12 protein-coding genes are annotated in these 10246 nt (G+C 67.1%); 7 read left to right on the top strand and 5 right to left on the bottom strand.

Features of this window, described 5'->3' with window-relative positions:
• Nucleotides 1–189 precede the first annotated feature (189 nt).
• A complete protein-coding gene (locus ACTNAU_RS13115; protein WP_441098664.1) occupies nt 190–1764 on the bottom strand; it encodes a ClC family H(+)/Cl(-) exchange transporter in 1575 nt (524 codons plus the stop codon).
• Between the two features lie 289 nt (nt 1765–2053).
• On the opposite strand from ACTNAU_RS13115, the gene ACTNAU_RS13110 reads away from it, so the two are divergent.
• The 5 genes from ACTNAU_RS13110 (at nt 2054) to ACTNAU_RS13090 (ending at nt 6713) form a co-directional block, all read left to right on the top strand.
• Complete coding sequence (locus ACTNAU_RS13110) at nt 2054–2746, top strand: YjjG family noncanonical pyrimidine nucleotidase (protein ID WP_441098663.1); 693 nt, start codon at nt 2054–2056, stop codon at nt 2744–2746.
• A gap of 8 nt (nt 2747–2754) precedes the next feature.
• The gene (locus ACTNAU_RS13105) at nt 2755–3264 is read left to right on the top strand and encodes a MarR family winged helix-turn-helix transcriptional regulator (RefSeq protein ID WP_185915589.1); all 510 of its coding nucleotides are present in this window, start codon (nt 2755–2757) and stop codon (nt 3262–3264) included.
• Nucleotides 3265–3418: 154 nt separating this feature from the next.
• Nucleotides 3419–4597 (top strand): MalY/PatB family protein, encoded by a 1179-nt coding sequence (locus ACTNAU_RS13100; RefSeq protein WP_185915590.1) that lies wholly within the window; start codon nt 3419–3421, stop codon nt 4595–4597.
• Between the two features lie 197 nt (nt 4598–4794).
• Nucleotides 4795–5544, top strand: coding sequence for a DNA alkylation repair protein (locus ACTNAU_RS13095; protein ID WP_441098662.1), 750 nt, complete (start codon nt 4795–4797; stop codon nt 5542–5544).
• Entirely contained in the window at nt 5541–6713 is a 1173-nt protein-coding gene (locus tag ACTNAU_RS13090) for a DNA glycosylase AlkZ-like family protein (RefSeq protein WP_441098661.1), read from the top strand. Before ACTNAU_RS13095 ends, ACTNAU_RS13090 begins: the two co-directional genes overlap by 4 nt.
• Before the next feature lie 73 nt (nt 6714–6786).
• Here the strand turns inward: ACTNAU_RS13090 and ACTNAU_RS13085 are convergent, their stop codons facing one another.
• From ACTNAU_RS13085 to ACTNAU_RS13070, 4 genes are all read right to left on the bottom strand, one after another.
• A complete protein-coding gene (locus ACTNAU_RS13085) occupies nt 6787–7224 on the bottom strand; it encodes a hypothetical protein (protein WP_185915593.1) in 438 nt (145 codons plus the stop codon).
• Complete coding sequence (locus tag ACTNAU_RS13080; protein WP_185915594.1) at nt 7221–7679, bottom strand: hypothetical protein; 459 nt, start codon at nt 7677–7679, stop codon at nt 7221–7223. Before ACTNAU_RS13080 ends, ACTNAU_RS13085 begins: the two co-directional genes overlap by 4 nt.
• A complete protein-coding gene (locus ACTNAU_RS13075; protein WP_021657956.1) occupies nt 7676–7879 on the bottom strand; it encodes a helix-turn-helix transcriptional regulator in 204 nt (67 codons plus the stop codon). Before ACTNAU_RS13075 ends, ACTNAU_RS13080 begins: the two co-directional genes overlap by 4 nt.
• A 921-nt stretch (nt 7880–8800) precedes the next feature.
• Nucleotides 8801–9733 carry a hypothetical protein gene (locus ACTNAU_RS13070; RefSeq protein WP_441098660.1) on the bottom strand — a complete coding sequence of 311 codons (933 nt, stop codon included), beginning with the start codon at nt 9731–9733 and terminating at the stop codon, nt 8801–8803.
• A gap of 93 nt (nt 9734–9826) precedes the next feature.
• Here ACTNAU_RS13070 and ACTNAU_RS13065 point away from each other — a divergent pair, with 93 nt between their 5' ends.
• Nucleotides 9827–9952, top strand: coding sequence for a hypothetical protein (locus ACTNAU_RS13065; RefSeq protein ID WP_256135226.1), 126 nt, complete (start codon nt 9827–9829; stop codon nt 9950–9952).
• Nucleotides 9953–9974: 22 nt separating this feature from the next.
• Nucleotides 9975–10193, top strand: coding sequence for a helix-turn-helix domain-containing protein (locus ACTNAU_RS13060; protein WP_441098659.1), 219 nt, complete (start codon nt 9975–9977; stop codon nt 10191–10193).
• Nucleotides 10194–10246 lie beyond the last annotated feature (53 nt).

Genomic DNA, 10246 nt, shown 5'->3' with positions numbered 1-10246 from the left:
CACCCCGCGCGGCCCCCCCCGCCACCCCCCCCCCCCCCCCCCCCTCTCTCTGCCTTTGCCGCGGGTGCCAAGGAGAAGGGGGCGGACCGCTCTCTGGCCCCCTGGGGGTGTTTGGGCCGCCCCCCCTGTGCTGTTGGCGGGGGAAGGGCGGCCAGAGGGCCGCACCGGGCAGGCCGCTTTGCGTGGGGATCAGTGCTCTCGGACGGCGGTCTCGCACCAGCGGGCCATGGCCTCCCGCACGGCGGGGATGTCCGACTCGTCGCAGAGGAGGGAGAGCTGGTCCCCCTGCAAGAGGAGGGTGGCCCCGCCGGGCACCAGCTCCCGCTCCCCCCGGCGGACCGAGACCACCAGGCTGCCTGTGGGCCAGTCGATCTGGCTGAGGGTCCGGCCGCAGGCGGGGGAGCCCATGCAGACCGGCGCCTCCACCAGCACCTTTTCGCCGGTGGGCTCCAGGGGGCGGCCCCGGCCTTTGAGCAGCCGCTCCAACAGCTCGTCGTAGACCGGCTTGCACCCCAACAAGTCGGCGGTGGCGTAGGCTACCAGGGAGACCAGCGAGAGGGTGAGCATGTGGGTGAAGCTGCCGGTCATCTCGCTGATGAGGAGGATGCCGGTCACCGGCGCGCGGACGATGGCGGCAAAGTACCCGGCCATCCCCAGGATGACGAAGTTGTCGATCATCTCGGGGGCCAGCCCCAGCGAGGGGGCCAACCCGGCGAAGAAGCCCGCCCCCACCAGGGAGCCCAGCACCAGCAGCGGCAGGAAGATGCCCCCCGGCACCCCCGCGCCGAAGCTGGCCATGGAGAAGAGAAATTTGCAGCCGAAGAGGAGGGCCACCGCCCCCAGGGTGGCGGCGGGATCGATCCCCTCCACCAGGGCGTGGCCGCCCCCCAGCAGCTGAGGGGCGACAAAGGCCAGCACTCCGGCCAGCAAAAAGGGGACCAGGGTGCGCAGATAGGCGGGGCGGACGCGGGCGTAGAGGTCCTGCGCCAGGGAGGTGCAGCGGTTGTAGAGCACCCCCAACAGCCCCAGGGCGACGCCCAGCAGGGCCACCGCCCAGTAGTGGCGGATGGGGAGCATCTGCCGCACCGACAGGTCAAAGACCGGCTTCAGGCCGAAGATGTTTTTGGACAGGAAGTCGGCGGTGATGGAGGCGGACATGGCCGGCAGCAGCACGTCCAGCGAGAAGTTCTTGTGCACCTCCTCCAGGGAGAAGAGGACCCCGGCAAAGGGGGCGTTGAAGGCCGCGGCCAGACCGGCCGAAGCGCCGCAGGTCATCAGCAGCTTCTCCTCGGTGCGGATGCGGGCGGTCAGCCGGGAAAAGCCCTTGCCCGCCATGGCCCCCAACTGGATGGAGGGGCCCTCCCGCCCCAGGGAGAGGCCGGCCCCCAGGCTGAGTAGCCCGCCGGCGAATTTGCACAGCAGCACCCGCCACCAGCGCTGGTGCACCTGGCCCACCATCTCCCCCTCCACCTGGGGGATGCCCGAGCCGGAGATGTAGGGCTCCCACCGCAGAAGGAGGGTCACCAGCCCCGCCGCCCCGGCCAGGGCCAAAAACCAGAGGGCCACCGCCCAGCCGCCCCGCTCTCTGCAAAAGGCGATGACCTGGCCCCGCAGGCCGTCGGCCCCCTGGATGGCCAGCCGGAAGAGAACGGCCACCAGCCCGGCGGCCGCGCCCACGGCGATCCCCTCCAGCACCAAGGAGTACCGGTACCCCCGCACCCGCTTGACCGTCTTGGCGACGGCGCTTTCCCCTTGTTCTGACATCGCAGTTTCCCCCTCTGTTCTTCTTTTGCCGCAAAAAGGCCGCGTTCCCCGGCGGGGCGCTCCCCACCGGCTCGCGGCCGGACGATTTCCGCTTTTTAGTATACTGCGTCGCCGCGCCAAAGAAAAGGGAAAGGGGCGGTCAAAACGACGAAATATCGACAGAATTTGAACCCATTCTCGGGCAGTTCAACCGCCCCCTTCTCCCGCGCTTGTGTGGGGGGAGAAAATCCCGTATAATGGGAGCGAGAAAGAGGACGCCCCGCGAGCGGGGGAAAGGGAGGGACCGACATTGTCAAAATACCGCTTTGTCCTGCTGGATGCCGACAACACCCTGCTGGATTTCGACCGGGCCGAGGAGATCGCCCTGCAGACCGCCTTTGCGCGGTGGGAGGTGCCCCTGACAGAGGCCGTTCGGGCGCGCTATCAGGTCATCAACAGCCGGCTGTGGGAGCAATTTGAGCGGGGGGAGGTCAGCAAGGGGAAACTCCAGTCCCAGCGCTTTGACGAGCTCTTCGCCGAGCTGGGGCTGCCCCACTCGGGGGCGGATTTCAACCGCACCTATATGGACGCCCTGGGGGAGCAGGGCTGCTCGATCCCCGGGGCGGCCGACGTCTGCCGCCGGCTGGCCCAGCACTGCCCCCTCTACCTGGTGACCAACGGGGTCAGCCGCACCCAGCACCGCCGATTGCAGGGCAGCGACATCACCCCCTACATCGCCGACGTCTTCGTCTCCGAGGACACCGGCTACCAAAAGCCCCAGAAAGAGTACTTTGACTACGTGGCCGCCCACATCCCCGGCTTTGACCGGGCGGCGGCCCTGCTGGTGGGGGACTCCCTCACCTCCGACATGATGGGGGGGCAGAACGCCGGCATCGACACCTGCTGGTACAACCCCGGGGGCAAGCCCAACGCCCTGGGGGTGCCCATCACCTACGAGATCGCCCGCCTCGAGGAGCTGCCCGCCCTTGTGGTCGGGGCGTGAGCGGCGGGATGGAGACGCCGGTCGAAGAGGGGCGCTACGCCCTGTTCTTGCAGCTTTTGGACGCCCTGGACGAGGGCTGCCGGCTGATGGAGGTGTACGACGCCATGCCCCACCGCTACGGCGGCGAGACCCTCTACCAGGCCGAGAGCCACACCATCGCCCTCATCGGCCGCAGCCCGGGCATCACCGTCACCGACCTGGCGGCAAAACTGCAAAAGACCCCCAGCGCCTGCTCGCAGATGGTGCGCCGGTTGCGGGAGAAGGGCTGGGTGACCCAGGCCAAGAACGCCCGCAACAACCGGGAACAGAACCTGGGCCTCACCGAGCACGGCTGGGTCATCTTTGAAAACCACGAGCGCTTTGACAGGGAGTGCTACCAGCGCAGCTGCCGTAACCTGGCGGGCTTTAGCGACGAGGAGCTGCGGACCTATCTGGCAGTGCAGGAGCATCTCAACGCCTCCTTCCGTCAGGATGTGGAAAGAAGCCGCCGGGATTTTAGCGAAATCCCCGAAAAATGAGTTTTGCCCCCGCGCCGATTGACAAACACCCCTCTGGGGCGATAGGATGGAATGAGAGAATACTTAAGCAGCTTAAATGTTGCCGGCGCCGGGCCTCTCCCCACTCGGGATGGGGGCGGGCCCGGCCCGGCGGCCAAAAAAGGAGACGTGTGCGATGAGACAGTACGATCTGGACCAGCTCGTTGACCGCAAGGGCACCTTTAGCTCCAAGTGGGAGTTTATGCCCGGCGACGACCAGTCCGCCCTCCCCCTCTGGGTGGCGGACATGGACTTCCCCTGCGCCGACCCCATCATCGACGCGCTGCACAAGCGCATCGACCGCAAGATTTTCGGCTACACTGTGTACAACAACCCCACCTATAAAGAGGCGGTCACCGGCTGGTACAAGCGCCGCCACGGGTGGGACGTCAAGGCCGAGGACATCTTCTTCTCCCCCGGCGTGGTGCCCGCCATCTGCTACCTGATCCAGGCCCTGTCGGAGGAGGGGGACGGCATCGTCATCCAGCGCCCGGTCTACTACCCCTTCACCAACAGCATCCTCGGCAACGGCCGCAAGGTGGTCAACAACCCCCTGATTTACCAGGACGGCCGCTACACCATGGACTACGAGGACCTGGACAAGAAGATGGCCGACCCCGGCGTCAAGGGGATGATCCTCTGCAGCCCCCACAACCCGGTGGGCCGGGTCTGGACCCTGGACGAGCTGAAAAAGGTGGTGGAGATCGCCAAGAAGTACGACAAGTGGATCATCTCCGACGAGATCCACTTTGACCTGGTGCGGGAGGGGGTCACCCACATCCCCCTGCTCAAGGCTTGCCCTGAGTACAAGGACCGGATCATCGTCTGCACCGCCCCCAGCAAGACCTTCAACCTGGCGGGGATGCAGCTGTCCAACATCGTCATCGAAAACCCTGAGTACCAGGAGAAGTGGCTGCACACCATCGGCGACAAGAACTCGGTGGGCTTTGCCAACCCCTTCGGCATCACCGCCATGATCGCCGCCTACAATGAGAGCGAGGACTGGCTCAACCAGGTCAACGCCTACATCGACGGCAACATCGCCTTCTGCAAAGAGTTTGTGGCCGAGCGGCTGCCCAAGGCCACCATGGTCGACTGCGAGGGCACCTACCTGGTCTGGCTGGACCTGCGGGAGTACTGCAAGGACAAGGAGGAGCTGGAGGAGATGATGCTCCGCCGGGCCAAGGTCGCCCTGGACGAGGGCTACATGTTCGGCGAAGAGGGCATCGGCTTTGAGCGCATCAACGTGGCCTGCCCCCGCTCCATCGTCAAGGAGTGCATGGAGAGGATGGCCCAGGTACTGGAAGGCAAATAGAAAGAGCGAGCGCCTCTGCGCGACGAGAGCCGGGCGGCCGGAAGTTTTCGGCCCCCGGCTCTCTTTGCGCCCTTTTTTGCGGCGCGAGCGGTGGACGGGGGAGAAACCAGTGCCCCGCCCGCCGCCCGCCCCGGCTGCATTGACAAAGGCTGCCCGCCGGGGGATAATGGAAAAAAATGAGAGAGGAGGGGCCCTTTGTGGAGAAGCCGCCCTTTGCGCTAAATCGCTGGCAGCACCGGGACTATCGGGCCTTTGTGGCCTACCTGCGGGAGCGGGCCGAGCCGGGCTACCGGACCTTTAACGCCCGCATCGTAAACGACCCCCAGTGCCCCCTGCTGGGGGTGCGGATGCCGGTGCTGCAGGCCTGTGCCCGCGCCATCGCGCGGGGGGACTGGCGGGGGTTTCTCGCCCTCTCCCGAGACGACAGCCACGAGGAGGGGATGGTGGCCGCCCTGGTGGCGGGCCGCGCCTCCTCCCTGCCCTGGCCCGAGGGGGTGTCGGCGGTGGAGGGGTACATCCCCCGGGTGCACAACTGGTCCCTCTGCGACAGCTTCTGCACCGCCTGCAAGGGGTTGGCCGGCCAGCCGGCGTACACCTGGTCCCTCTGCCAGAGGCTGGTGCAGGGCGGCAGCGCCCCCTGGGAGAAGCGGGTGGGGCTGGTGTTGGCCATGACCTACCTGCTGTGGGGGGACTGGGCCCCGTTGGCGGTGGAGCTGGCGGCCGCGGCCCCCGCGGGGGAATACTATGTGGACATGGCCCGGGCCTGGCTCCTCTGCACCGCCTGGCCCCGCTTCCCCGCGCTGGTAGAAGCCCTGCTCGCCGAGGGGCGGCTGGACGACTTCACCCACAACAAAACCCTCTCCAAGTTGCGCGACTCCCGCCTGGTGGCGCCGGAGGAGAAGGTGCGGCTGTGCGCCCTGCGGCGGGGGAAGGGGGCGGGGAGATGAGGGAGATCACCCGGGCCGAGGCGGTGGCCCGGCGGCTGGCCGCCCACCACCTGACCGCGCCCCTTTATGGTGAAGGGGCGGTGGAGCGGGCCCTCCCCCTGGGGGTGCAGGACAGCCCGCCGGGGATGGGGGAGGCCGCCCTCTTCTGCCGGGTGGGGGATCTGGCCCCCGGCTGGGTGGAGGAGGCGGTGGCCTCCGGCACACTCTGCCGCTGCTGGAGTTTTCGCGGCGCGCCCTACCTCTTCCCTGCGGCCCAGCGGGGCCTCTTTCTTGGCGCGCTCTGCGCCCAGGAGGGGGAGGAGTGGATCTACGCCTACCCCGGCTTTGCCCCGGTGGCCGCGCGGCTGGGGCTGGGGGCGGACCGGCTGTTGCCCCTGCTCTGCCGGGCGGCGGAGGAGCTGCCCGCCCCGGTGACCGGCAAGGCCGAGCTGGACCGGCAGCTGGCGGACCGAATGGCCCCCCGCCTGCCCGCATGGGTGAGGGAGGGGTGGGAGGGCCCCTCCCTCTACGGGCCGGACCAGCGGCTGGGGGAGGCGGCGGTCTCCTTTTTGCTGCGGGCCTGCGCCCTGGAGGGGCACCTGGTGCTGGGGCCCCGCCAGGGGCGCTCCCCCCTCTTCTGGCCGGGGGACTGGGGGCGGGAGCGACTGGCCCCCACCGACCCCGCCCTCTCGGGCGAGCCGGGCCGGCGGGAGTTGGCGCGCCGCTTTCTCGCCCTCTACGGTCCGGCCACCGAGGGGGAGTTTGCCACCTTTTTGGGCTGCTGCCCCCGGCAGGGCAGGCGGCTTTGGGCCCTGGCCGAAGAGGTGGGGGAGCCGGTCACCTTTTTGGGACACCGGGCCCTGGCCCTGGCGGAGGGGGACTGCCCCTCCGCCCCGCGGGGGGTGCAGCTGCTGCCCCCCTATGACCCCTACCTCTACGGGGGGCGCCGCTGGCTCTGCGAAGAGGGGCTGGCGGGGCAGCTCTGGAAGACGGTGGGCAACCCCGGGGCCCTGCTGCGGGACGGCGTTGCCGTGGGCTGGTGGCGGGGCAAGACGTCGGGCAGGAACTGGTCGGTCCAGCTGATGGGGTCGCCCCTCTCCCCCGGGGAGAGGGAGGCGGCCGTCGCCTGGCTGGAGCGGTACGCCGCCTTTCGCGATCTGCGGCTGAAGGCGGTGGCGTGGCCCGAGTAGGGCAAAGAGAAAATCCGGTGCGGGGAACGGCCGTTTGCCCCCCCGGCTTTGTTGTTTTGGGGGGGAGGGGCGCTCACTCCTCCCGCTGTTCCCGCCGCCGTTCGATCCCCCGCCGGACGAGGCTGAGCCCGGCGATGTAGCAGAAGAAGACCCCCATCACCAGCGGCTGGATCGAGATGGAGAGGAGGCCGCCTTCGACAAAGACGACCCGCCCGGCGGCCCAGGAGAAGAGAAATTCCCCCAAAAAGAGGGCGCCGAGGGCCAGGTAGACCCAGGAGAGCCAGCTGCCGCTGCGCCCGAAATAGGCGTTTTTGCAGATGGCCAGGGTGAGGAAGTAGAGGGTCGGCAGCACGATGAGGAGGAGGGCCTCCATCATCGGCTCGGCCCACTCGCCCCAGCCGGTGCGGACGATGCCGTCGGCCAGGATGAGGAGGAGGGTCAACAGGAGGGTCCGCATGGCGATTTTTTGCCGCTGTTGCAGCTGGTACTCGTCGTACTCCCGCTCACTCACTGCTCTTCCCCCTCTTCTTCGGCCTGGGCCCGCTTCCACTGGATGCGGTAGATCAGGGCCTGCGCCCCCAAAAACAGGACCATCAGCAGGGCGGCGCCGCCGTCGAGCTGGCCGTTCTCGGTGAGGGTGAAGTTGCCCCAGATGGCGTCGCAGGCGAAGAAGGCCAGCGCCCCCAGCACAAAGACGGGGACGACATAGTAAAACAGGCGGTGGTAGCCGGGGTGCTTGGGCAGCACCTGGCGCAGGGCGCAGAGGCAGCCGAAGAGGGACTGGCCCCCCACCACGATCAAAAAGGCAGAGTGCTGGGGGCTGGCCCAGTCAAAGCCCGCCTCCCGCACCAGGCCGTCGGCCAGCACGGCGGCAAAGACGGCAATCAGCGTCTGCAGGCCGGTGCGGTCCCGCTCCCGCAGCTGCCGCTCGTCGTACTGCCCTTCGCAGTGAAATGTCTTGTTCATTGTCCTTCCTCCCAAAACAGTTGATCCAGTGTCTGCCCCAGCGCCCGGCAGATGGCGCGGCAGAGGTTGATGGTGGGGTTGTAGTCCCCCTTTTCAATGGCGACGATGGTCTGCCGGGTGACCCCCACCTTTTCCGCCAGGTCCTTTTGCGACAGCCCCAGCATGGCGCGTGCCGCCTTGAGCTTCACGTTTTTCCCCATCTGCTCACCTCTTTTCTCTGCCACCAATATATAACTTACCAGACATAAAGTCAAGTATATTTTACTAAAAGAAAACTATTTTATGCTTGGCAAAGAAAAAAGGCCGTTCCAGCGCACAGCGCGGCGGCCTTTTTGAAAAGGGGAGGAGATATTTGGTGAACCGAGTGGGGGCTGCTGGGAGCCTTGGATACGGGGCGCTAGGCGATTCGGGCGCAGGGCGCTAGGCGACCCGGGTGCGGGGCGCTTGGCGACTCGGGTGCGGGGCGCTAGGCGATTCGGGCGCAGGGCGCTAGGCGACTCGGTCGCAGGGCGCTAGGCGATTCGGGCGCAGGGCGCTAGGCGACTCGGTCGCGGGGCGCTTGACGACTCGGGTGCAGGGCGCTAGGCGACTCAGGTGCGGGGTGCTAGGCGACTCGGTCGCGGGGCGCTAGGCGACTCGGGTGCAGGGCGCTAGGCGACTCGGTCGCGGGACGCTAGGCGACTCGGGTGCAGGGCGCTAGGCGACTCGGGTGCGGGGCGCTAGGCGACTCGGGTGCAGGGCGCTAGGCGACTCAGGTGCGGGGTGCTTGGCGACTCGGGCGCAGGGTGCTTGACGACTCGGGTGCAGGGCGCTTGGCGACCCGGATGCAGGGCGCTAGGCGACTCGGGTGCAGGGCGCTAGGCGATTCGGGCGCAGGGCGCTTGACGACTCGGTCACAGGGCGCTTGACGACTCGGGTGTGGGGTGCTTGGCCAACGGGGGATAAGCTGGTCGGCAAATCGAGCGCTGACCGTTCAATGGCTCGGGCGGGTGCAGGACGGTGCTGCTTCTCCCCCTGCCGCACGGCCCAGAGGGCAGCCCCTGGGCTTGTGCGGCGGGGCCTTGTCAGAACGCAAGGCGGACACAGAGGGGGAACAGGTCCCCGGAGCGCCGCGGGACAGCCTACCCAGAGGACTTTTGCTTCTTAAGGGCGCGCAGGGTCTTTCCCACGGCGGTGACAGCCCAAAAGAGACTGGCCACCGCCCCAGCCGCCACCGTTACAGAGCCGAAGGAGACCTGCCCCAAGAGCAGGTTGAGCTGGGAAAACAGCGGGTTTCGAAAGGAGAAGGGGAAAAAGACCGGGATACAGAGAAGGGGAAAAGACAGGTAGAGGAGCAGCCGCAGCCAAAGGGGGTCGACGGCCCGGCGCTCGCAGTACCCGCCGGCGAGCAGGAAGGAAAAGAGCGCCAGGGCGGGCGGCAGCAGGAGCAGCAGGGGGATGACAGGGATGAGAGCGGGGTCGTCGACAGGCTTGCCGAAAAAGACATAGGTGAAAAAGTGGCCCATGTTGACGCGGACCTCCTGCAAAAAGGCGGCGTAGGGGAGTAGCAGGACCGGGGCGGCCAGCAGGATCGACCGGCAGAGGTGGGGCAGCAGCCGGCTGGGTTTGCGCCCCGGGCGGGGCCGGGCAAACCGCTTTTTGAGGGCCGTGCCGAGGAGGAAGAGACCGCCCAGCGCCGCCGGCAGCCCAGCGGAGAAACCGGCGGCGCTGCTGTGCACCAACTGGGAGAGACCCGTTGGAAGGAGGGGCGGGGAGAGAAAGAGCAGGGTCAGGGGAAAGGGCAGGTAGAGGGCACAGCGCAGCCAGAGGGGGTCGCGCCCCTCCTGCTCGTAGGACCGGCCCACCGCCCAGAACAGCAGGGGGAAGAGGACGGCGAGGAGGGAGAGAAGCAGGGGAAAGAGCTGAAAGGCAAAGACCCCTTCCAGCCGGTGGCCCAAGAGAACCCAGCCGTAGTTTCGGGAAAAGGACTCGCCCGCCAAATAGCGCAGGAGAAGTGCCCCGCAGTAGAGGGGCGGCGAGAGGAGCAGGCAGAGGCGCTGCAGATGGATTTTCACAAAAAGGCCCCCTTTCTGATTTTATTATACCAGCGACAGGGCGGAGAGAGAAGGGGGAGAAGCCCCTGTACAGGCAATTTGGAGAAGGGGCCAATGGATGAGAAAAAATTTGTGCGCCTTTCTCAAATTTTGGCGTTTTTTGTCGAATTTGCGAAGACAAAGGGGGATAGAGCCGGTCAAACAGCCAATGGACAAGCCCTTTCCAATGTAGGAAAATAGATTCAGACGGGAGGGAATGCCGATGGAAAAGAGAAAGAACGCAAATTTAGAGGCAATCGAGCCCGAAATCATCGCCATGCGCAAGGAGGGGATGTCCCGGCGGGAGATCGCCGCCTTTTTCGGCCTGGATCTGGACCAGATCCGCTGGTGGGTGACCCGGTACAACCGCAAGCAGGCGCGGCTGGCGGCCGGCGAGGTGCTTCGCCCCAAGGGGCGGCCGCGAAAGAAAAAGAACCCCTAGAGAGCGGATCTTGACGACAGGAGAGCGGGGGGGGGCCCCGAGAGCGGGGGGGC

The sequence above is a fragment of the Bittarella sp. HCP28S3_D9 genome (assembly GCF_052065655.1).
Classification (GTDB): Bacteria; Bacillota; Clostridia; order Oscillospirales; family Ruminococcaceae; genus Bittarella; species Bittarella massiliensis.
Note: the sequence above shows the minus strand (reverse complement) of the source record. Positions and strands in the feature narration are given on the sequence as shown.

What these genes read in the sequence shown, in the direction of transcription:
- ACTNAU_RS13115 (WP_441098664.1), bottom strand. Translation starts at nt 1,764, where the DNA reads ATGTCAGAACAAGGGGAAAGCGCCGTCGCCAAGACGGTCAAGCGGGTG.
- ACTNAU_RS13105 (WP_185915589.1), top strand. Translation starts at nt 2,755, where the DNA reads ATGGAGACGCCGGTCGAAGAGGGGCGCTACGCCCTGTTCTTGCAGCTT.
- ACTNAU_RS13100 (WP_185915590.1), top strand. Translation starts at nt 3,419, where the DNA reads ATGAGACAGTACGATCTGGACCAGCTCGTTGACCGCAAGGGCACCTTT.
- ACTNAU_RS13090 (WP_441098661.1), top strand. Translation starts at nt 5,541, where the DNA reads ATGAGGGAGATCACCCGGGCCGAGGCGGTGGCCCGGCGGCTGGCCGCC.
- ACTNAU_RS13080 (WP_185915594.1), bottom strand. Translation starts at nt 7,679, where the DNA reads ATGAACAAGACATTTCACTGCGAAGGGCAGTACGACGAGCGGCAGCTG.
- ACTNAU_RS13075 (WP_021657956.1), bottom strand. Translation starts at nt 7,879, where the DNA reads ATGGGGAAAAACGTGAAGCTCAAGGCGGCACGCGCCATGCTGGGGCTG.
- ACTNAU_RS13065 (WP_256135226.1), top strand. Translation starts at nt 9,827, where the DNA reads ATGGATGAGAAAAAATTTGTGCGCCTTTCTCAAATTTTGGCGTTTTTT.
- ACTNAU_RS13060 (WP_441098659.1), top strand. Translation starts at nt 9,975, where the DNA reads ATGGAAAAGAGAAAGAACGCAAATTTAGAGGCAATCGAGCCCGAAATC.